We start from the raw sequence: 21,972 nt of genomic DNA, 5'->3' as shown, positions 1-21,972 counted from the left end.
TGGTAAAGATAAGGCTAAGAAAATGAGCAATACCACCCATTTTGGTTATAGCACCGTAGAAGAAGACCAGAAAGTCCATAAAGTTGCCGAAGTTTTTCATTCGGTTGCGGCCAAATACGATGTCATGAATGACATGATGTCGGCTGGCCTGCACCGGGTATGGAAAATATTCACTGTGGCCCAGGCGGGCGTGCGCCCCGGCTTCAGGGTGCTGGACATCGCCGGTGGTACAGGTGACCTGACCAAGGAATTCGTGCGTCAGGCTGGCAAGACCGGTGAGGTTTGGCATACCGACATCAATGAATCCATGCTGAGGGTAGGGCGTGACCGTCTCTTGAATAAGGGCCAGATCACCCCCACCTTGTTATGCGACGCAGAGAAATTGCCTTTTCAGGACAATTACTTTGACAGAGTGACCGTGGCATTCGGTTTGCGCAATATGACCCACAAGGACCAGGCACTGGCAGAAATGCAGCGTGTACTGAAGCCGGGTGGCAAGTTGCTGGTGCTGGAGTTTTCCAAGGTACCGGAAATCTTGCAAAAACCGTATGACCTGTATTCTTTCAAAGTCTTGCCGTGGATGGGGCAAAAGATTGCCGGCGATGCCGAAAGTTATAAGTATCTGGCTGAATCGATACGCATGCATCCGGATCAGGAAACCCTGAAAACGATGATGGAAACGGCAGGACTGGACAGAGTGCAGTACTTTAATTTGACGGCAGGTGTGGCCGCATTACACACCGGTATCAAACTTTGATGCAAATAAAACTTGAAACAACAGGAGTCGAATGATGAAAAAGTTTCTGATCGCAATGCTGGTCGTCGCCAGTACGATGGCAATGACCGTCTCTGACGCAGAAGCCAAACGCCTGGGTGGCGGCGGTTCTATCGGGCGTCAGTCGAATAATGTTTCGCGTCAGGCAACCACACCGCCAGCGAATACCAATAATTTTAACCAGGCAAAACCGGCTGCTCCTGCAGCAGCACCGTCTGCGGCTATCCCGCCTAAGCCATCTTCCCCATGGAAGGGCATCGTCGGCGGCCTCATCGGTGGTGCCTTGCTGGGCGCAGCCTTGTCGCATTTTGGCCTGGGTGGCGCGGTCGCCAGCATGCTGGGTAGTTTGTTGACTTTTGCCTTGATCGGTTTTGCGATTTTCTTCGTGATCCGCTTGTTCCGTAACAAGAATGCCGGGGGCGCGGCACCAGGTTTTAATCAGCCTGCCTATGCAGGTATGCCATCCAGCACGCCGGAAATTGGTTCACGCCAGGAGCCTATGGCCTTCCAGGGTAATGCGGCTTCTGCTGCAGATACGAATGCCAACTGGACTGTGCCTGCCGATTTTGACGTACCTGGCTTCTTGCGCAATGCCAAAGGCTATTTCATCCGTTTGCAAGCCGCATGGGACAAGGCAGACATCAATGACTTGCGTGAATTCACAACGGCAGAAATGTATGCCGAACTGAAATTGCAGATACAGGAACGTGGCGCATCTGCCAATGTGACTGATGTTGTGACCCTGAATGCAGACTTGCTGGGCGTGGAAACCGTTGGCGCCGATCATCTGGCCAGTATCAAGTTCACCGGCATGATCAAGGAATCTCAAAGCGCGCCGGCAGAAGCCTTCACGGAAGTATGGAATCTGTCCAAACCAGTCAATGGCCAGGGTGGTTGGGTACTCGCTGGTATTCAACAGATGTAAGAACCTGTTTACGATCTTACTGCGCGCGCAATCGAAGTCGACGCGGGGCTCATGTGCTGCTCAAAATGCTCATGTACTAGAGTACATTCCGCTTTTTGCGCTACGCTTTTGTTACCCTTACCCCGCTGATGCTCGCTCGCTACAGATCGTAAATACGTTCCAACAAGTTTGATGCTGCGCAGCCATGCTCGCTGCGATAAGCTGTTAAACTGGAAGCCGTCCGCATTTGCTGGACGGCTTTTTCATTGGCAGCTTAGTTGGCAACCCATTTGTAAGCTCATTTGTAAGCTTAAGCAACGCCATTGCCAGGATTATTTTGCGACAGCCCTGATTTGAACATGATCCCCATCGCTCCTTTTATCAATCATTTGCTGGCACAGGAAAGCTGGGCCAGGAATAAGCTTCTGCCTCATGCCGGCCATATTGCCTGCATCGACTTGCAGACCATGCAGGTGCGCCTGAAAGTCGGTGCCGATGGCTTGCTGGAAACTGCCGCGGCTGATGCCATACCCCAGGTCACCATCCATATCAAACTCAGCGATTTGCCACTGATCGCGCAAAACCGCGAGCGCGCATTTTCCTATGTACGCATAGAAGGCGATGCCGAGTTTGCCAATACCATTTCCAGCCTGAGCCAGAATTTGCGCTGGGAAGCAGAAGAAGACCTGAGCAAGTTGTTTGGCGATATCGCTGCCGTGCGTATGGTTGGCTTGGCCAAAGCCATCCATCAGACCGCACTGGAAACCCATCAGAAAATCCAGGAAAACCTGGCCGAATATTTTTTGGAAGAAAACCCCATGCTGGTCAGACCTGTGGCCGTGCAGGGCATGAGTACCGAAGTCAGCAAGACGCGGGATGATGTCGAGCGTCTGATCAAGCGCATCGAAAAACTGGAAAGGATGCGCGGATGATATTGAAGTTTCTCAGACTGGCAAAGATTATTCGTATTGCCATCAAATATGGCATCGATGAAATTGCGATTTCCGGCCTGGCCGTTCCACGTACTGCTCGTTTTATTGACCTCCTGCTGTTTTGGCGCGACCTGTCAGCGCCACGCGGTGAGCGCTTGCGCAAAGCGCTGGAAGAACTAGGCCCGATCTTCGTCAAATTTGGCCAGGTGCTGTCTACCCGGCGCGACCTGATGCCGCCAGATATTGCCGATGAACTGGCGCGCCTGCAAGACCGCGTACCTTCATTTGACCCGGACCTGGCGATTGCACAAATCAAGAAATCTCTGGGCTCACATCCTGATCAGTTGTTTGCCAGTTTTGAACGCGTGCCGGTGGCGTCGGCATCCATCGCCCAGGTGCATTTCGCCACACTGAAAGATGGCCGCGAAGTCGCTGTCAAGGTACTGCGCCCCGGCATGAAAGAAGCCATCGATGATGACGTCGCCCTGATGCAGATTGCTGCCGGCTGGCTGGAAGCCCTGTGGGCTGATGGTCGTCGACTCAAGGCCAAAGAAGTCGTGGCCGAGTTTGATAAATACCTGCATGACGAGCTTGATCTCATGCGTGAAGCCGCCAATGGCAGCCAGTTGCGTCGCAACTTTGCTGATTCGGATTTACTGCTGGTGCCAGAAATGTACTGGGACTATTGTTCGTCTTCAGTCATCGTGATGGAACGCATGCAAGGCATACCGATCTCGCAACTGGACAAGCTGCGCGAAGCGGGCGTTGACTTGCAAAAGCTGTCGCGCGATGGTGTGACCATTTTCTTTACCCAGGTGTTTCGCGATGGTTTCTTCCATGCCGATATGCATCCCGGTAATATCCTGGTATCGACTGCACCAGCGACGCTGGGTCGTTATATTGCGCTCGACTTTGGTATCGTCGGCACGCTGAATGATTTCGACAAGGATTATCTGTCGCAAAACTTCCTGGCTTTCTTCCGTCGTGATTACAAGCGGGTGGCTGAAGCACATATCGAATCCGGCTGGGCACCCAAGGAAACCCGCGTTGATGAACTCGAAGCGGCGGTACGCGCCTGTTGTGAACCGATTTTTGACCGGCCTTTGAAAGATATTTCTTTTGGCCAGGTCTTGCTGCGCCTGTTCCAGACTTCGCGCCGTTTCAATGTTGAAGTGCAGCCGCAACTGGTGCTGCTGCAAAAAACCTTGCTGAATATCGAGGGGCTGGGGCGTCAACTGGACCCGGACCTGGATCTGTGGAAAACCGCCAAAGCCTACCTGGAACGCTGGATGAGCGAGCAGATAGGCTGGCGTGGTCTGCTGGACAAGCTGAAGGCAGAAGCACCGCGTTACAGCCATATCTTCCCGCAGTTGCCACGCCTTGCGCATCAGGCCCTGGTGCGTGCCGGTGAGCCTTCCCGCAGTGACGACATGCTGATGGCACTGTTGAGCGAACAGCGACGTACCAACCGTATGTTGCGTATTCTCGTGTATTTTGGTGCCTGCCTGTTTTCTGGCATCATCGTGGCTCTACTGTTACTGCATTTCCATTTTTTTTACTGAGTCGTTTCTTGGCATGCCTGCATTTCTGACCCGCGACCCGCGTAATCCGGATTTCTGGGATGAGCGCTTTGCAAAGAATTTCACACCATGGGACAAGGGCAATGTACCGGCTACCCTGCAGGCATTCGTGCAGGCGGCACCACAAGCCCTGCATACCCTGATCCCTGGCTGTGGCAATGCGTATGAAGCGGCTTACCTGGCCCAGGCTGGATGGGATGTGACGGCCATCGATTTTTCCCCGGCGGCGGTGCAAAGCGCCAAAGCCGCGATAGGTGCTTGGGGCAAGCATGTCATTGAAGCCGACTTTTTTCGCTACATGCCAGCGCAGCCACTGGATCTGATTTATGAACGTGCTTTCTTTTGCGCCTTGCCACGAGAAATGCGGCCCGATATCGTCAGGCGCTGGGCCACTCTATTGCCTGCAGGGGCCTTGCTGGCGGGGTATTTCTTTCATGACGATGCAGTGGATGCATCAGATGCATTGACCAAAGGCCCGCCTTTCAGTATCAACAGTCATGATTTTCACCGTTTGATGGAGCCGTTTTTTGAATTGCTGCAAGACAGTGCAGTCGGTGATTCGATTGCTGTTTTTGAAGGCAAGGAACGCTGGCAAGTCTGGTGTCGACGGCCTGAACCTGCTTACGATCTGTAGCGAACGTGCGTCAGCGGGAGTCAGGGCAACAAAAAACGCAGCGCATGAGCCCCGCGTGGACTACGGTTGCGCCCGCGCTTAAGATCGTAATCAGGTTCTTAAAACTTGCCGGTAATCACTTCATCCGTCATAGTATAGTCAATTCGCTGTGTTAATCTTGCTCTATGTGACGACCTTGACGGGAGCTGCTTTGACAAAGAAACTGGTTTCACTGGCATTGCAGGGGGGCGGCTCGCATGGTGCATTGACCTGGGGTGTACTCGACCGCCTGCTGGAAGATGAACGCATCAGCATAGAAGCCATCAGCGGTGCCAGCGCCGGGGCCATGAATGCCGTGGTACTGGCGCATGGTTACCTGCAAGGTGGGCGCGAAGGTGCCAGGCTGGCCCTGAAAACTTTCTGGGAAAGTGTCGCCAACAGCTCGCCTTTTAGCATTCCTCATGAAGAATACGGCTTTGCGGCAGATATTGCCGCGCAATCTGATATTCCTGCTGCCATGAAGCATTTGTTTGCGCTGACCCGCTTCTTTTCGCCTTACCAGCTCAATCCTTTTGATATCAATCCCTTGCGTGACATCCTGGCTGCCCAGATCGATTTTGATGGCCTGCGCAGGCAGGAAGGCATCAAACTGTTCATTGCCACGACCCATGTCAGCACCGGCAGCCTGAAACTGTTTCGTAACCGCCAATTGAGCCTGGATGTGTTGTTGGCGTCGGCCTGCCTGCCCATGGTACACAGGGCGGTGGAAATTGACGGTGAAGCGTATTGGGATGGTGGCCTGACTTCCAACCCGCCCCTGTTTCCCCTGGTGCACCAGAGCATGGCGCGCGACATTGTGGTCATATTGCTGCATGCGCAGGCACAGTCACATACCCCGACATCAGCGACTGAAATCTGGCAGCGACTGACAGAAATGGGTTTCAGCTCCACCTTCCATACCGAGATGCAGGGCCTGATGCTGGCCAAGCGCCAGGCGGAACGTGGCTGGCTGGCCCTGGGCAAGCTGGAGCGTCGCTTGCGTCACCTGAACATGCACATGATCGCCGCGCCAGAGCTGATGAGCCAGTTGAGTTCTCACAGCAAAATGAATGCCAGTCCGGCCTTCTTGCATAGCCTGCATGCAGAAGGGCGACTGTGTGCTGAAGCCTGGCTGGCAAAAAGCTTTGAACAACTGGGGCGTGGCTCTACTTTCAGACTGGCGCATCTGTTCCGTTAATTGTTGTTGACAGGTGCTAGTGGACTGCAACAGTGAAAAGCGAAGTGCCTGCCATGCGCGCGCCGACCTGGGCGGCGTTGCAAATACTCGCGATAGTCCCGCTATCGCTGTGCATGGCGGTACACTTGCCTTGCCCTGGCTCGCCGGGCACATGTCCTTCACTTTCGCTTTCACTGTTACAGTCCACTAGTGATACCATCATCAGGTTTTTCACTGGCAGCAATGGATACTCATGCGCATATTAAAATCCGCTTCTGATTTCACACATCTGACGGGCATTCCTTTGCAGCCCGAGTCTGTGCGTACCCTGCACACGGCAGTTGAATATCGTAAGGAGTTGCTGAGCAAAATTGCCAGCGCCAAACACAGGATTTACCTGTGCAGCCTGTATCTGCAAAATGATGAAGCCGGGGCAGAAATCCTGCAGGCGCTGTACACGGCCAAGGCCGCCCGGCCGTCGTTGGATATTGCGGTGCTGGTTGACTGGCACCGGGCGCAAAGAGGCTTGATCGGTGCCGGCAAGAGTGGTGGCAATGCGGCTTGGTATCAGACCATCAGCAAGGCCAATCATTATGCGGTGGCGCTGTATGGCGTCCCGGTGCAGACCAGGGAATTATTCGGCGTCTTACACCTGAAAGGCTTTGTCATCGACGATGAAGTCATTTACAGCGGTGCCAGCCTGAATAATGTCTACTTGCACAAGCAGGATAAATACCGGCATGACCGTTATCTGCTGGTGCATAACAAGGTCCTGGCCAACTGCATGGTGCAGTTTATTCGTGAACACCTGCTGTCGGCAGCCGCAGTGCACAGGCTGGATATGCCAGAGATTCCCGCCACGCGCAGCATACGCAGTGAAATAAAGCAATTCCGCGAGAAGTTGAAACGTGCACGTTATGACTGTCATGTGGCCGACAACGAAAGTGGCGCGCAACAATTGCGTGTGACCCCGCTGGTGGGTGTGGGCAAAAATAATCCCCTGAATAAAGTGATATGTCAGTTGCTGGCAGCCAGCCGTCAACAGATTACCATCTGCACCCCGTATTTCAATTTCCCGTTGACGGTGACACGCGAAATCAATCGTGCGCTGAAACGTGGTGTGCGTATCAGCATTATTGTTGGTGACAAAACCGCTAATGATTTTTTTATTCCGCCCGACCAGCCTTTCAATGTGATTGCCGCCTTGCCGTATTTGTATGAAGTCAATCTGCGGCGCTTTGCCAAAGCCCATCAGGCTGCAATTGCCAGCCAGCAGTTGCAACTGCATTTGTGGAAAGATGCTGACAATAGCTTCCATCTCAAGGGTTTGTGGATAGACCAGCACTATGCGCTGATGACAGGCAATAACCTGAATCCCCGGGCTTTTCGCCTCGACCTGGAAAATGCCTTGCTGATTCATGATCCGCAATTGCAGTTGCTTGCACAAAGGCAGCAGGAACTGAACAGCATCATGGAAAACACCAGCCAGCTCCAGCATTATCGCGAGCTGGAAAAATTGACTGATTATCCCGATCCGGTACGTAAATTGCTAAGTCGCCTCAGTCGTACCCGGTTGGACAGATTGGCATACCGGGTCTTATAAAATAAATTCCAAATATGTTTCATAGAAGGAGCAAGCATGGACCTGGCGTCATTGTTGTCACTGATGTTGCCATTGATAGGCATACCCCTTGTGGTCACGGGATTTGCTTTGCGCTTCAATCCCCTGCTGGTGGTGACTGCGGCTGGTCTGGTAACCGGGTTGGCGACGGGTATGGACTTTGGCAGCTTGCTGGAAACCTTTGGCGAGAAATTTCTGAACAGTCGCCAACTGGCAAGTCCCTTGCTGATATTGCCGGTAATAGGTTTGCTGGAAAGGGCCGGTCTGCGCGAACACGCCCAGGCCTGGGTGGCGGGCATACGTCGTGCCACCACCGGCAGGATATTGATGATGTATTTTGTGGTGCGTGAAATCAGCGCAGCCATGGGTTTGCTAAGCCTGGGTGGGCAGGCACAAACTGTCAGGCCACTGTTGTCACCCATGGCCGAAGCGGCGGCCAGCAACCAGCATGGCGACTTGCCCGCACCCATACGTGACCGCATAGCCGCCCACGCCGCCGCCTGTGACAATGTTGCCCTGTTCTTTGGTGAAGATATTTTCATTGCCTTTGGTGCGGTATTGCTGATGAGCGCCTTTCTCAAGGAAAACGGTATTCAGGGGGTGGAGCCGCTGACCATAGGCATGTGGGGCATACCGACAGCGCTGTGCGCACTGTTGATCCACCTGTTTCGCCTGTCACGGCTGGATGCGGCAATTGCGCGTGACATCCATGCCTGGCGTGTGACAGAACCAAGCCGTCATGTAGCCGAAGTTGCTGACGATGGCATTCATAGTGACAAGCAGGACTTGTCATCATGAATGCCATCATCAGCATCAATCTGGTGTTTTACCTGATCGGCATCATCGTCATGCTGGTGGCATACATGACGCTGCGCGACCACAGTAATCCACGCCGCTACACCACCGCGCTGTTCTGGGGCTTGTTCGGCATCAGTTTTTTGTGTGGCGACCTGATGCTGGCGACACTGGGCAAATCTGTGACCTATAAAGTAACGGGCGTAGGTGTCATTGTCATGGCAGTGCTGGCAGGGATGAACTGGCTGGGCAAGGGCAGCCATGCTGATGCAGACCGGCCGCAACGCCTGGCCGCACTGAGCAAACTGGGTAATTGGATTTTTCTGCCAGCACTGACCATACCCGTCATCACCGTCATACTTACCGTGGTGGTGAAGAATGCACAAATGGGAAGTTGGTATTTGCTGGACCAAAAGAACCTGACGCTGACGTCGCTTTGCGTCGCCTGCCTGACAGCCCTGGTCGTCGCTTGCCGGTACACGCGCAGTACACCCTTGCAGGCAGTAAGAGAATCACGCCGCCTGGTGGATGCCATAGGCTGGGCGCTGATATTGCCGCAAATGCTGGCCATGCTGGGTGGTGTGTTTGTGGCAGCAAAGACAGGACAATCCATACAAGCCATCGTCAATCTTTTCATCAACCCGGACAGCCGGTTTACCCTCATTGTCATGTATTGTGGCGGCATGGCCTTGTTCACCATGATTATGGGCAATGCCTTTGCGGCTTTCCCGGTGATGACGGCGGGGATTGCCTTGCCCTTCCTCATCAATCAGCACCATGCTCATCCGGCGGCGCTGGTGGCGATAGGCATGTTCTCTGGCTATTGCGGTACCCTGATGACGCCGATGGCGGCCAATTTCAATATTGTGCCGGCAGCCTTGCTGGAACTGGAAGACAAGTACCTGGTCATCAAGACACAAATACCAACCGCCTTGCTGGTGCTGGTGTGTAATATCCTGCTGATACATTATTTTGTTTTTCCCTGAATTTCCATCCGAATTTTTACCTGAATTTTTACCTGAATTTTCATCTGCATGAGGTGCCTATGAAGCGCATACTACTGACCGGGTTTGACCCCTTTGCTGGCGAACCCAGCAATCCCTCATGGGAAGTGGTGCGCAAGCTGGAAGGATTGCTGATCGGTGAACAGCATCAGATCGTCAGTGTTTTGTTGCCTTGCGAATTTCATCGTTCTTTGCACGTGCTGGAAGCGGCCTTGAAAAAGCACCGGCCAGCCATCGTGCTGGCGCTGGGCCAGGCGGGAGGGCGTACCGAAATCAGCATCGAACGTATTGCCATCAACGTGGATGATGCGCGCATTCCCGACAATGCCGGTGCCCAGCCAATTGATGTGCCGGTGATCAGTGATGGCCCGGCAGCGTATTTCAGCAGCCTGCCGGTCAAGGCCATCGTGCATGATTTGCAGCAGAGCGGCATACCGGCCACGGTGTCACAGACGGCCGGCACCTATGTCTGCAATCATGTGTTTTATGGCCTCATGCATATGACAAAAAAGATGGACGATGTGCAGGCGGCCGGTTTTATCCACATTCCCTATCTGCCAGAGCAGGCCATTGCCCACCCTGGGGCAGCCAGCATGCCGCTGGACATGATGAAGACAGCCCTGGTACATGTGCTGGAAACGATCTTGAAAACCCGGCAAGACATGGTCATTGCCGGTGGTGCCACGCATTGAAACCGCAGATTGAAGCTACACGGTGGAAAACTTTACTGAGGTAATTGTGGCGCTGGCGGCATCACCAGTCGGTCATCGCGCAGGCCAGCCTCATTCATTCTGCCTTGCCTGTCGCCATCAGTTGCGTTGCCTGTGGCGGATGCTTTCTTGGATGCAGCATTTTTTTCCATGCCGGTGGTGTCGCTATTGGCCGGTATGCCGGTATCCGATTTCTTGGTCATGACTTCCGCGGCTGGTGCATACGACCTGAAATAGGAAATCAATTGCGCGTCCTGCTGTGTGACCGGCAAGGGCTGGCGGGCTGATGCTGGCAACAGGGTGGCCAACAAAAGCGTTGCGCATGTCAGCTTAACAATGAGTATGTTTTTCATTTTGCCTGCATCCCCAGTTGAATAATAATTTTATGGCAATTGTATACTTGTACCTGTAACCGTGTTTTGCAAGGATTGTGCCATGGTCTGAAAATAAAAAAATCCCATAAAAACAGCAAGTTGATGGAACTTTCACATCGCCCGGCTGTCCGCCCAGCTTCGCCAGGCCGGACACTGGCGGACACCCCGGACACCCCGGACACCACGGACACAATTACCGGACACACGTACTTTTAATAAACCATGCTGTAACTTGCCAGACCCCTTATTTGGCCAGCAATAGTCTTGCAAAGCTGGCATGAATGGCGCTGATGGTTTGTTGCAGCATCTGCCGTGATTCAAAAGACTGACCACTACCGGTTTCTGCCTGTTTTTCCAGTTCCTGAAGTCGCTGCAGGGTGGCAAGTGCTGCTGCGCTTTTGCCTTCATCGGCTTGCAGTGCTGCCTGCTGCCCTCTGATGTTCATTGCATGATGTAATTGCCTGAGTGCCAGTTCGGCGCGGCGCATCTGTGTGCTTTGACCGATATCGAATTTGATCAGTTCTTCATCGCTATTCAGTTTTGCATCGACATCCGTATGTGAACTGAACTTGACGATGATGGCGACCATTTCTATGGTCAGGAACCAGAGCAGCCACCAGATCAATTGCAGGCGACGATACTGGTCATCCTGCAACATTTGCCAGGTGGCAGCAAAGTCAGCCGCAAAGCCGGATGCCGCCGCCGCTTCTATTTTTGCGGTCTGTTTTTGTTCCAGTATCTCACTGCGATCCTGCGCTTTGCTGATGCTGGACTGGGTTTGTTTGAGGGCTGTGGCGACTTGTACTTTTTCTGCGATTTTTTCATTCTTCCAGGCCAGTACACTACTGTTGATTTCCTGTTCTTGCTGCTGGCATCGGGCTTTGCCAGCCTGGATGCGGTTTTGCATGGTGGTGATTTTTTGCTGCAGTGAAGCTGTTTCCAGATTGCCGGAGATGACGCCTGCCAATGGCTGCTGCCAGGCGGCAATCTGCTTCATGCCTTTGCGTTCTTCGTCGCGGGCACGCTCACGGCAGATGCTCCATTGCTTGCGCATTTCTGCCAGTTGGGGTGGGTCGCTGCGTATGGCATCTTCTGCCTTGTGCAGTTTTTCATCCAGGTCGGCACGGCTTTGCTGTAATACCGGCAAACCTGTTGCTGTTTGTGCCGTCTGCAGATTCTGTATCAGCCGCGTGCGGGTCATTTCACCTACCTTGACATCAATTTCAGCCCGGTTGCTGTCAACAAAGAAGGGGTACACCATGGTGATGGCAGACAGCAAGGCCAGCAGGCTGCGCCAACTGATACCGATGGCTTTGCTGACCCAAGAGCTGTCGGAATGAATGGACATGATCATCTGGCGTTCCAGACACCACTGGAACATGGCCCACAGGCAGCCGGCAACAATTGCACCATTGGCACCGCTGCTGCTGACGTTCACCATGCTGGCCAGCATATGGGCCATGCCATAACCGGAAAACAGCGCAAAGAAGATGACCAATGCACCTATGCCAAAATATTTGTGGCGGCCACGTGCATACAGGTAGTTGCCATTGCTGTCCTGCCGATCCAGCACCTTGAGGCTGACAGCGGCGGACAGGGCCAGCAGGGATTTGCCTGCCCGTAACCAGGCGCGGCCATCGAAGAGTCGCATGGTATTCACATATTCCTGAACAAGGCCATGAAAGGCTGGCTGACACTCAGGGTTTCTGGCCGCGTCTTCAGTCGGACCAGCCCCTTGCCACTGTCGTCCCGCGTGATGGAAGCGATGGCCCGCATATTCACAATAGTGGACCGGTGTATCTGCTTGAACATGCTGTTGTCCAGCACTTGCAGCAAATCGCGTATCGGTTTGCGCAGCAGGGATTCACCTTCGGCGGTCATGACCACGGTGTATTTGCTGTCTGCCTGGAAGTAGGCAATATCATCCACCATGATGAGCCGGGTTTCTGTGCCGACACTGGCGGTAATCCAAACCAGTGGTGCTGGCCTGGGTACATCGGCCGGGCCACCGCTTAGCTGGCGCACCAGGTTGGTAATCGCCTGCAAGTCAGTAGCGCCAGTCAGGACGCGCATTTGCAGACGCTTGACTGTGGCCAGCAGACGTTCCTGAGCGATCGGTTTGAGCAGGTAATCGACTGCGCCTTTCTCAAAGGCATCAATCGCGTATTGGTTATAGGCGGTGACAAACACGACCTGGCTACGTGGACTGATTTCGGTCATGGCGGCAGCCACTTCCAGTCCACTCAGGCCCGGCATGCGGATATCGAGAAACACCACATCCGGCTGGTGGTTGGCGATTGCTTCCAGGGCGCTGCCGCCATCATCGCAGGCAGCAGCGATTTCCAGGTCTGGCCAGGCCAGGCTCAGTTGTTGCAACAGTGCTTCACGCAACAGGCTTTCATCTTCGGCGATGACACACTTAGGCATGTTGCTCTCCTTTTTCGGCCGCATCTTCCTTGATGACAGGCACGGTGATGGTGGCCGCCACTCCCGAAGGGAAATTGCCAACCAGTACAAAACTGGCGGTATTTGCATACGCCAGACGCAGGCGTTCACGGACGTTCTTCAAGCCGATACCGGTGCCGCCAATTTCTGTACCCAGGCCATTGCCGTCATCGGCGACGGTGACGGCAACATTGCCTTCATGCTGTCTGGCGATGATCCAGATCGTGCCGCCACCCGTCTTGGGCTCCAGTCCATGCTTGATGGCGTTTTCCACCAGGGTTTGCAACATCATCATGGGGAAGGGCAGGGTTTTCAATTCTGCCGGTACCTGGATTTGTATGCTCAGGCGTGTGCCCATGCGTATCTTCATGATGTCCAGATACGCGATCGACCGTTCCAGCTCTTCACCTATGGTCGAAGCAGTATCTTCGGTGCGTGGCAGTGAATGACGCAGATAGGTGATCAGGTTTCCCAGCATCTGATCAGCCGCCGCCGGGTCAGCCCGCGTCAATAATTGTGCGCTGGCCAGTGTGTTGTACAGAAAATGCGGCTCTACCTGGGCATGCAGCAGATTCAGCTTGGCCACGGTTAGTTCTTTTTCCGTGACGGATTGCGTGGCGCTGGCTTTTTCCTTGCGCCTGCGTTCGGCGATGCGACGGGTGATGGCGCGGGTGACGGCTTCTGCGTTTTCCAGGTTCGTTCCATTATCGACCAGGAATAAATCGGTCCAGGCCGGTCGTTCCGGTTCGCAAATCAGGGTCAGGCTGCCGATACCGTCACCAGGGGTGATCGTCGCCAGGATTTGGTTACGCTTGGTCGCCAGAAAATCCAGCATCTTTAATTCATCGATAAAATTTGCCTGGTAGGGGTCTATGCGTTTGATTTTGGCACGTATTTGCAGGCTGTCTTTGGCGCTGTCGGTATCTTCCGCACCCGGCAATTCACGTATGGCAGCATCCACCAGCTCAAATGCTTCATTTGCCTCGAGCGGAATTTCTATCTGGCGACGCTGGCGGTTGGCGAGGGTACCCGCATCCATCTTGCTGGCAATCAGGCGCACCCTGCGCACATGGGAAAAACTGATACCCATCACCAGCGCTACCCCAATCAGAGGCAGGAAAATGATCTCTTCCGGCATGTGATTTCTGAAAACCACGTTGACCATAAATATCGTGCTGAACAGGATCAGCAGGCTCCAGCCAAAACTGGCCCGTACGATAAACCAGATAGTCGTAAACATGCTTGTTTCCTTCTTGTTTGTAATTGTTGCCAAGAATAATTGCCTGCGCGGCTTTCGTCTTGCATTTTCCGACGAAATCAAAAAAATTCTGACGAATCCCGGATACCAGGGATTCAAACTGATTGAGTGGTATCAGGCGCAACATGAAAAAGACCTTGTATTTTTACTGTGTGGCGCATAGTATTATGCTGTGTGGTACACAGTATGTGAAAAACAGAGAGGAATACGGCATGTCAGAAGACCGTCTGGACAAAATGCGTCTGGAATTAAGGCGAGGCGCACTGGTGCTGGCCGTGCTGGCTTCGTTGCGGCAGGCCCAGTATGGCTATTCCTTGCGTAAATCCTTGTTGGAGCATGGCATAGACATGGATGAGGGGACCTTATACCCCCTGGTGAGGCGGCTGGCGGATCAGGGCTTGCTGAACAGCGAATGGCAACAGGGCGAAGGCAGGGAAAGGCGTTACTACGTCCTGTCGTCCGAGGGTGTGGAATTATTGGAGAAGTTGACGCAGGAATGGCAATTGCTCAATGGCGCACTGGCCACTATTTTGGAGACTGGCAAATGAATCTGCTACAAAAATATATACAGGCAGTCAGATAGGAACTGCCTGCACATCAACGGGAAGGCATAGGACGTGAATTGCAGGCGAATATTCTCGATCAACTGGATGCCATTCATGAACAGGCCGGTAGGGAAGCGACTCAGGACGAGGTGGCTTACTGGAGCGTCAAAAAAGGACTGGCGTGTCAAGAATTTGCCAGACCAGCGCTAAGACTGGCAACATATACGCGGACGCGGCAGCGATCTGGTGACCGACCTGGCAAGTTGTGGCTTTCCACTGCTGCTGATCTGGCATAAGCTATGGATGTCGGCGCAGGGGCTGCAAGAGCTGCGCGTGGATTTTTCGCCCGCTATGTCGGTTTATTTACCGTGGATGGCGATACTATTATGCGCATCTGCGCTGCTCAGTATATGGTGTGTATTCCAGCCAGTCTGGTATATGCCATATATTTGTTGTACCAGGCTGTGCGTGACGGGCGTCACCTGATGTCGCTGCGTCAGACAAATTAGTTATGCGATTGGCTGGAATGGCAAACAGTCCTTGATGCTGGATACTTCGATGTTTAACCGAACTTGTGTAAGGAAAAGAGATGGACATAGACCCTATTGAAACCGTGGAACAACTGACGGAAGATCAGAAAGACGATAAGCAGCAAAACAAGATCACCCACCAGTTGAACATTATGGTAGCGATTACGGTCGCTTTGCTGGCGACCTTCATGGGTATATGCAAGGTCAAGGATGACAATATCGTCCAGGCCATGCAGCAATCGCAGGCCAACAAGATCGATCATTGGGCTTTTTACCAGGCCAGGAATATGCGGGAAGAACTCGCCAAGTCAACCGAATTGCAACTGCGCCTCGCCTCTAAAAATGTGCCAGCCGACCAGAAGGCAGAATACCAGGCCGCCATAGACAGTTATGTAAAGCTGGGCAAAGAACAGCACGAGAAAAAAGAAGAACTAAAAAAACAGGCCGAACAAGACCAGGTCGATTATGACAATGCTAATTACAAGGATGACCAGTTTGACTTGTCGGATGCCTTGCTGGCGATTGCGATTTCCTTGCTGGCAGTGACTGCCCTGACCAGGCAGCGCTGGCTGTATTTCGTGACGCTGGTACCTACCTGTTTTGGTGTGCTTATGGGGCTGGCGGGATTAATGGGTTGGCAGATTCATCCAACGGCGCTGGTGGCTTTGTTGTCTTGAAATATCTGGAAAATATCGTCATGGCCTGAGGCCAAGTTCAGGGTTTGCCAGGCGGGTCCAGCCTTATGACGGCCATTGGTGGGGATTCGTTCGGCAACCATTTTTGATGGATGCGGGCGAAGTGGCCTTCCTTCTTCAGCCAGCGCAAGGCATCTTCCCAGGCCTTGATGGTGGCCGCTGAAGTGGATGTGGAAAAAGCCAGATACAGTTCCAGACTATCGAGAACTTTAACCTTCTCGACATCGTCAGCAGTATGGCCTATGTCCTTCAGCACAGAAGAAACCACCAGACTACCTTCCACCCATAAATCAAAACGTTTGGCCAGCAACATATTGGCAATGATTTGTGGTGTTGGTGCCTGTTCTATGTTTTGAAAACCCTTCTTGCGCGCGGTATCGGCAAAGATGCTGGAACGATAGGCACCGACCTTGAGTTTTTGTATTTCATCACCCATGCTGTACAGCCGTGCGGCATTCCCCTTGCGCGTATATAAAGACGTGGTCGAGATGGCGATGGGGCCAAGCAAGACCATGAGCTTTTCGCGCTCTTCGGACCTGCCTACTGTGAATAACAGGGTATTCGGTTCTTCCAGCAAGGCCTTGTAGCCGCGTGCCCAGGGTACGACCTGGATAGGCTGATTACTGCCCATATGTGCCTGCATGGCATGCACCACGTCCACTGCCATGCCTTCGGCTTTGGAGCCACTGCCAAAACTGATGGGTGGCCAGTCTTCAGTAAAGATTTGCAGTTCTTGTGCCTGGGTCTGCGCCTGCGTCTGCGTGCATAGCAGACAAACCCCGCAAGAAAATACCAGCAGGGCGCAGGCATGCCGCAAACGTTGAGGTAAAGACAAAATGTGGAGTGATGCAGCAAGCATGAGGGAACGGCATGTTATGGTGCAAAAAATATCACCAGATCGAAAGAACCTGGAAAATTAGCGTAATCAGAATTTACAACAGTTACGTAAATAGCGGTAGCAGCATAGGTAAAACATTGTCAGAGCGTGTGCCAAAGTGAAGCGGACGCCGCATTCATTGTATTTCATTTAATTGGCCGATGACAGACCTGGGCCTGATTGGCGGCAATGCTGACGAATCAGTGGCAGCGCCGTCGCATAAAAAAACAGGAGGCGTATTGCCTCCTGTTCGACGTTGCAGCGATTACGATCATTACTGCAGGCTGCATTGTTGTCCGCAGTGCCGCTACTAATTAGCGCTCGTGTTCGTTCAAGCCATGCTGCTTGGCTTTGGTTTCTTCTTTTTCTTTCGGTTTTTCTGCTCTTGGTGCCGGTGCTGGTGCCTGCATCGGCGCCGGCATTGCTACCGGTGCAGGTGCAGGGCGTGCTTCCACGCGTGGTGCTGGCTGTGACTGTGGTTGTGGCATAGGGGCCATTTGCGGCGGACGTTCTACCGGTGGCGTGTAACTGGCGCGTGGGCGCTCAACCGGTCTTTCGACGACAGGGCGATCTGGCATGCGTTCCACGGCTCTTTCATTGCGTGTTTCGCCCTGGCCGTTATTGTCCCATGATCTGCCACCACCTTGTCTTTGTGTCCGGTCGATATTGTCGGCAGGGCGAGTATTGGGTGCCGTCATGATGGCATTATTGGCCGGGCTATTGGTGTTAGGGCTATGGACAGGTGGATTGATTGAATTACCTAGCGATGCGCCGATGCCGCTACTGACAGGTGGATTGCTTACTATTGGGGCTGCGTTTTGTGCAGGAGCCACATTGTTTTGTGGACGACCTGCATAATTATTCTGCCCGCCATTGCCGTATTGACGCACGCCAGTATTGTTATCTGCAGGTCTTTGGTTAATCGCAGGATTAGTATTCACAGGTGCGTTGACACTGGCTGGCGGTGCGACGGTCACTGTATTGGCAGGTGCGGTTTGTACCGGTGCTACGTTCACTGATGGGCGGTTATTAGCATTGTTGCCGTTATTGGATATGCCATTACCATAGCTGCGGTTGGTTGCATTGTCCTGTGGACGGGGCGTTGCATTGACATTGCCCATGGGCGCGTTGATACCTGCGCCTTGCGGTACGCCTTGTGACTGCGCATTTTTCAAAATTCTTTGACGGTACTGATCTCCGTTCGCTACATTTTGTGGACGGGCTTCGCCAAAGCGGTTGTTATTACCGGGCACCAGGGCAGGTGCTTCGGTGACCACTGGGGTGCGCTGGTTTTCCACGATGATCTTGGTGGTTGATGCCGGCAAAACATGCTCACCACGCACAAAGGTTTGGGTCGGCACAACGGTGACGGCATTACGTATATTCTGGTTCACATACACAACGCGATTATTGTTTATGACGGTGTTGTTGTTGATGACGACGTTCTGATTCAGTCTTTGTATATAGTTGCTGTTATGCGTGTAACCGGGGTGATAGGCTTCACCAGGACCCAATGGGAACCAGGCAACACCAGGTGTATTGCGGTGACCATTTGAAGGATTGATACCTATATTGCTATTGCCGACAAAAGCAACCAGTGCTGGCGCATAGACAGGGCGCTGATGTACATGATACTGACCTGGCACCCAGGCCCAGCGCGTGCCGACATAGGCCCAGCGGCCATAATGATACGGTGCAAACCCCCAGGGTGCACGGTCTATCCAGGTCCAGCCCCATGGGGCAACCCAGACCCATTTACCATCGCGGTAAGGTGCCCAGGTGCTGCTGACCTGTCTTGGGTACCATACGGCACCATATTCGACTGTGGTTTCCCACGCACCGTAATCATCCAGCTGTTCATAGCCTATGACTTCGCGTGATACATAGCGGGCTGTCGTGACATTTTCTTCAGCACGGTCACGGTCTGCGGCCCACATGTCGAAGGTATCCGGAGGAGGGGCAGAACCGATCTGCGTATGCTGAAGATTGCTGCCGGAAAAGCGCGATTGCTCACCAGCACGGATGGTGATGGTATCGCGATCGCCCAAGGCGATGCCGGTACCACTGCGCACCAGGATGGTGGTGCTGTTGTCGTAATTGACAGTGATTCTGTATTCACCCGGCTCTTGCACTGAAAACACCAGATTCGGTGTGCTGACATCAAAATTTTCTCTACCCGCCAGTGTGCGTACGCGCAAGATCATGCTGCCTTGCTTCATGTCGATCTGGGTATTTTCATCATTGAGGGTGGTAAAGCTGATACGCGAGCCTTCTTGCAGCCGCACGGCATTCGCGCCTACATGCAATTCAGCCCTGCCGGATGGCGCGACGATCAGGCTGTCACCGCTGGCGATGGGGCGGTTTGGTATCAGCGTGGACCAGTTGTCGGTGCCAGCATCAGCAAAACTGATATCGCCATAGGAATAGCTGACCCTGGCAACACGCCCTGGCGGCTCATCCTGTGCCCGGGCCGGAACCTGGACAAACAGGGTGGCAATCAGCAATGCAGCGATGCTGAGGACTGGAGTAGAACGAAGATTTGCACTCATTTGTCTCTTCCCGGCAGAAGGGGTAATTTAGAAATAATAGAACTGTTTTATCCATAACGCATGAAAGGGTGTTTTGGATGTCAAAGAATTCCATAAAGTTGAATTTTTTTGATTTGTTGCCGGTCTGGCATGCCTGGTGTTGGCGGCGATGAGCTGAGGAGTATCCGGCTTCAGTGTGATAGCGGGAATCAGCGGGGCAGTGGCAGCGTTGACCAGCGTGACCGGGTTTTGCCCCCTATGCGCGTTGTTTGGCCGCAAGCCTGTTGTGCGTCAATTTGGCGAGGGCGCTTGGGCCATGACCGCCAGTGTGGAACGCGCTCAACTACGTTGACATATGGGGCAGGCACTGCCAGATTTACTGATTTGGCAGCGCCTGCACCTGGCTTACATCAGAACGTTGATAATGGCATTCCCTATGCCCAGGATAGCAGCACCGGATATCAGGCCGGCACTGATGGCTTCGCAGCCTTCTACCCAGAACGTATGTTTTTTCGTGCCTTGTTCCGGGTTTTTCTTGCCCATGTACCAGAATATCAGGGCACCCAGCCACATGGCGAAACAGGATTCCGGTGGCAATATCACACCCAGGCCTATGGACACGGCAGACAGTGGCAGGCGGCCCCGGGTGATGACATTGGTGATTTCAATAAAAGCAGCACACAAGCCGGCGACTGCCATGGCGATGATGGCAGAAGTCGGCAAGCCACTGATGCCCTTGGCGATAATATCGGCCACGCCTTTCCATTGCAAGGCAGATGGGAAGGAGAACTGTTCGCTGACGATAGTAGCGGTGCTGCGTATGCCGTCGTGGTCAGGCGGCAGGAACAGCAGGAAGAACAGGGGGATACAAGCCAGCGCACCAGAAAAAATGCCGATGATATGGCCGATGACCTGATGCCTGGGTTTGCCACCCAGCATATAACCGGGTTTGATGTCAGACAACAAGGCAGAGGCATTGAAGGCAATGTCTGCAGTCATGCCGGCTGGTAACAGGTTATTCGCCGGGTTGCTGCGGTCTATGGCACCCATGCTGAATTGGGTGATTTTTGCCAGTGCGCCAATAGGTGCCCAGGAAGTCAGTGCCATGGCATTGATACAGATGATAGTTAGCACAAAAATCAACGGGAAGGCGACCATGGCCATGATGAAGGGAACACCAAACAACAGATTCACCAGCCAGGCTGCAATGACACACAGCACTGGTACGCCGATATAGGAAATCCACAGCGGTACTTCAATATCTTTCAGCGGATCGGGGCCTGCATCCACGGCCTTTTTGCCATTTCCGGTCATGGATTTGAAGGCAGCCTTGAACAGTTCCGGTTTGGCCAGCAGGCCCACTAAAGAGCCGACTACCATCATGGTCACTGCCCACCAAAGACCCCATTGATTGACAATTTCAGTGCGCGAGATAGGGACTATGGTGCCATTCGGCATGGCGCGTGCTGCGATATCCCCTTTTTGTATCATCCACGGTGCCAGCAAGACAAAGTTGATGAAAGCACCCAGCATGACGCTGCTGGCGACCCGTATGCCCATCAGCCCACCCACGCCGAACATGGCAACATCCAGATTCAGGCGCAGGCCCAACTGGCGTATGTCAGTGCCGAGTATGTTGGGTATCCACCAGTGGAGTTTGGTGGCAGCCGTGTAGTAATAGGTGTCCAGACGTTCGGGCAGGTTCCAGGCTTCTGTCATGCCTGCCCATTTATCCATGCGCAGTATCTTGAACTGTATCAGACGCATCCAGCCATCACTGACTATCATCTGGTACAAACCGGCGAATAGGCTGGTATAGCCCAGCAGTTTGGCTTTGTACAGGCCACTGCCGGCACCATCGGTGTACAAAGAATCGAGCACCACGCCACAGGCGCGGCCTTCCGGGAAGGGTAGTTGATCTTCATTGACAAAGCGGCGCTTCAGCGGAAAAGCGACCAGTACCCCGATCAGCGCAACTACCGTGACCCAGACCATCATCTGCCACCAGGGGATGATTTTGCCGGTGATCAGCATATACGCAGCCAGACTGGAAATCAGCGGATTGATCATGTATCCGGCCGCAGTGGCGATGGATTGCGTACAGTTGTTTTCCAGTATGGTGTAGTCAGAGGTGATGCCCAGGCCATGCAGAATACGGAAAATCGCAAAGGACAAAATCACGGAAGTCAGGCCGACACCTATGCCTATACCGGTCTTGGCACCGATGTACAGTGCCGTAGCCGCCAGTATGCCACCCAGCAAAAAACCGGTCAGCGCCGAGCGCAAGGTCAGTTGCGCCATATCCTTTTGGTAGATGTTGTCAAACCACCACTGATCTTTTTGACGTCGTGTCCAGGTGCGTATCTGTGCTTCGTCCAGTTGCTGCAGAGCCATATGTTCTCCATTTTGGGTCGGACTTACACAAAATTGCCCTGCGGCGTGGCGGTTCCTTGCTGGAACAATTTTGTGTATGTTCTTGTTCTGTTAGTAGCACCGCGTCCTTGTGGGACACGTTCTTAGAACCTGTTTCCGATCTTACTGCGCGTGCGCAATCGGAGTCCACGCGGGGC

Annotated in this window: 21 protein-coding genes; 14 read left to right on the top strand and 7 right to left on the bottom strand. The window is 53.4% G+C overall.

All coding sequences use genetic code 11. The annotated features are described in order from the left end of the window. Positions 1-22 precede the first annotated feature (22 nt). The 10 genes from ubiE (at position 23) to pcp (ending at position 10,132) form a co-directional block, all read left to right on the top strand. Positions 23-757, top strand: coding sequence for a bifunctional demethylmenaquinone methyltransferase/2-methoxy-6-polyprenyl-1,4-benzoquinol methylase UbiE (ubiE, locus tag ACO0K9_RS21645; protein WP_422988296.1), 735 nt, complete (start codon positions 23-25; stop codon positions 755-757). Between the two features lie 34 nt (positions 758-791). Then, positions 792-1,700: a Tim44 domain-containing protein gene (locus ACO0K9_RS21640; RefSeq protein WP_422988294.1), complete on the top strand. Its 909-nt coding sequence runs from the start codon at positions 792-794 to the stop codon at positions 1,698-1,700. A gap of 338 nt (positions 1,701-2,038) precedes the next feature. Continuing rightward, positions 2,039-2,611: a ubiquinone biosynthesis accessory factor UbiJ gene (locus tag ACO0K9_RS21635; protein ID WP_422988292.1), complete on the top strand. Its 573-nt coding sequence runs from the start codon at positions 2,039-2,041 to the stop codon at positions 2,609-2,611. Further along, positions 2,608-4,173, top strand: a complete 1,566-nt coding sequence (gene ubiB / locus ACO0K9_RS21630; protein WP_422988290.1) for a ubiquinone biosynthesis regulatory protein kinase UbiB — start codon at positions 2,608-2,610, stop codon at positions 4,171-4,173. Before ACO0K9_RS21635 ends, ubiB begins: the two co-directional genes overlap by 4 nt. A gap of 13 nt (positions 4,174-4,186) precedes the next feature. After that, positions 4,187-4,825 carry a methyltransferase domain-containing protein gene (locus tag ACO0K9_RS21625; RefSeq protein WP_422988289.1) on the top strand — a complete coding sequence of 213 codons (639 nt, stop codon included), beginning with the start codon at positions 4,187-4,189 and terminating at the stop codon, positions 4,823-4,825. A gap of 190 nt (positions 4,826-5,015) precedes the next feature. Further along, positions 5,016-6,041, top strand: coding sequence for a patatin-like phospholipase family protein (locus tag ACO0K9_RS21620; RefSeq protein ID WP_422988287.1), 1,026 nt, complete (start codon positions 5,016-5,018; stop codon positions 6,039-6,041). Positions 6,042-6,273: 232 nt separating this feature from the next. Then, positions 6,274-7,623, top strand: a complete 1,350-nt coding sequence (gene pssA / locus ACO0K9_RS21615; protein WP_422988284.1) for a CDP-diacylglycerol--serine O-phosphatidyltransferase — start codon at positions 6,274-6,276, stop codon at positions 7,621-7,623. Positions 7,624-7,686: 63 nt separating this feature from the next. Then, positions 7,687-8,439: a DUF969 domain-containing protein gene (locus tag ACO0K9_RS21610; RefSeq protein WP_422988380.1), complete on the top strand. Its 753-nt coding sequence runs from the start codon at positions 7,687-7,689 to the stop codon at positions 8,437-8,439. After that, entirely contained in the window at positions 8,436-9,422 is a 987-nt protein-coding gene (locus ACO0K9_RS21605) for a DUF979 domain-containing protein (protein WP_422988282.1), read from the top strand. Before ACO0K9_RS21610 ends, ACO0K9_RS21605 begins: the two co-directional genes overlap by 4 nt. A gap of 59 nt (positions 9,423-9,481) precedes the next feature. Then, positions 9,482-10,132 (top strand): pyroglutamyl-peptidase I, encoded by a 651-nt coding sequence (gene pcp / locus ACO0K9_RS21600; protein WP_422988280.1) that lies wholly within the window; start codon positions 9,482-9,484, stop codon positions 10,130-10,132. A gap of 32 nt (positions 10,133-10,164) precedes the next feature. Here pcp and ACO0K9_RS21595 read toward each other — a convergent pair whose 3' ends face one another. The 4 genes from ACO0K9_RS21595 to ACO0K9_RS21580 form a co-directional block, all read right to left on the bottom strand. Next, positions 10,165-10,503: a hypothetical protein gene (locus ACO0K9_RS21595; protein ID WP_422988278.1), complete on the bottom strand. Its 339-nt coding sequence runs from the start codon at positions 10,501-10,503 to the stop codon at positions 10,165-10,167. A gap of 265 nt (positions 10,504-10,768) precedes the next feature. Further along, positions 10,769-12,175: a DUF4407 domain-containing protein gene (locus tag ACO0K9_RS21590; RefSeq protein ID WP_422988276.1), complete on the bottom strand. Its 1,407-nt coding sequence runs from the start codon at positions 12,173-12,175 to the stop codon at positions 10,769-10,771. Between the two features lie 5 nt (positions 12,176-12,180). Further along, entirely contained in the window at positions 12,181-12,951 is a 771-nt protein-coding gene (locus ACO0K9_RS21585) for a LytR/AlgR family response regulator transcription factor (RefSeq protein ID WP_422988274.1), read from the bottom strand. Beyond that, positions 12,944-14,209 carry a sensor histidine kinase gene (locus ACO0K9_RS21580; RefSeq protein WP_422988272.1) on the bottom strand — a complete coding sequence of 422 codons (1,266 nt, stop codon included), beginning with the start codon at positions 14,207-14,209 and terminating at the stop codon, positions 12,944-12,946. Before ACO0K9_RS21580 ends, ACO0K9_RS21585 begins: the two co-directional genes overlap by 8 nt. Positions 14,210-14,439: 230 nt before the next feature. Between ACO0K9_RS21580 and ACO0K9_RS21575 the strand changes: the two genes are divergently transcribed. The 3 genes from ACO0K9_RS21575 to ACO0K9_RS21565 all read left to right on the top strand — a co-directional run bounded on the left by ACO0K9_RS21575 (position 14,440) and on the right by ACO0K9_RS21565 (position 15,979). Further along, positions 14,440-14,775 carry a PadR family transcriptional regulator gene (locus tag ACO0K9_RS21575; RefSeq protein ID WP_422988270.1) on the top strand — a complete coding sequence of 112 codons (336 nt, stop codon included), beginning with the start codon at positions 14,440-14,442 and terminating at the stop codon, positions 14,773-14,775. Between the two features lie 74 nt (positions 14,776-14,849). Further along, positions 14,850-15,068 (top strand): hypothetical protein, encoded by a 219-nt coding sequence (locus tag ACO0K9_RS21570; protein WP_422988268.1) that lies wholly within the window; start codon positions 14,850-14,852, stop codon positions 15,066-15,068. A gap of 293 nt (positions 15,069-15,361) precedes the next feature. Continuing rightward, the gene (locus ACO0K9_RS21565) at positions 15,362-15,979 is read left to right on the top strand and encodes a DUF4337 domain-containing protein (RefSeq protein WP_422988266.1); all 618 of its coding nucleotides are present in this window, start codon (positions 15,362-15,364) and stop codon (positions 15,977-15,979) included. A gap of 37 nt (positions 15,980-16,016) precedes the next feature. On the opposite strand, the gene ACO0K9_RS21560 is transcribed toward ACO0K9_RS21565, so the two are convergent. Together ACO0K9_RS21560 and ACO0K9_RS21555 are read right to left on the bottom strand one after the other, a co-directional pair. Beyond that, entirely contained in the window at positions 16,017-16,832 is an 816-nt protein-coding gene (locus ACO0K9_RS21560) for a substrate-binding periplasmic protein (protein WP_422988264.1), read from the bottom strand. Positions 16,833-17,188: 356 nt separating this feature from the next. Next, the gene (locus tag ACO0K9_RS21555) at positions 17,189-19,423 is read right to left on the bottom strand and encodes a DUF6600 domain-containing protein (RefSeq protein ID WP_422988262.1); all 2,235 of its coding nucleotides are present in this window, start codon (positions 19,421-19,423) and stop codon (positions 17,189-17,191) included. A 175-nt stretch (positions 19,424-19,598) separates the two neighbouring features. On the opposite strand from ACO0K9_RS21555, the gene ACO0K9_RS21550 reads away from it, so the two are divergent. Beyond that, entirely contained in the window at positions 19,599-19,754 is a 156-nt protein-coding gene (locus ACO0K9_RS21550; RefSeq protein WP_422988260.1) for a YgaP-like transmembrane domain, read from the top strand. A gap of 53 nt (positions 19,755-19,807) precedes the next feature. On the opposite strand, the gene ACO0K9_RS21545 is transcribed toward ACO0K9_RS21550, so the two are convergent. Beyond that, entirely contained in the window at positions 19,808-21,796 is a 1,989-nt protein-coding gene (locus ACO0K9_RS21545) for an OPT family oligopeptide transporter (RefSeq protein WP_422988258.1), read from the bottom strand. Positions 21,797-21,972: the final 176 nt, after the last annotated feature.

Source organism: Undibacterium sp. Ji50W, assembly GCF_049340445.1.
Classification (GTDB): Bacteria; Pseudomonadota; Gammaproteobacteria; order Burkholderiales; family Burkholderiaceae_D; genus Undibacterium.
The sequence above is the reverse complement of the archived record's forward strand: the minus strand, read 5'-3'. Positions and strand labels throughout refer to the sequence as shown.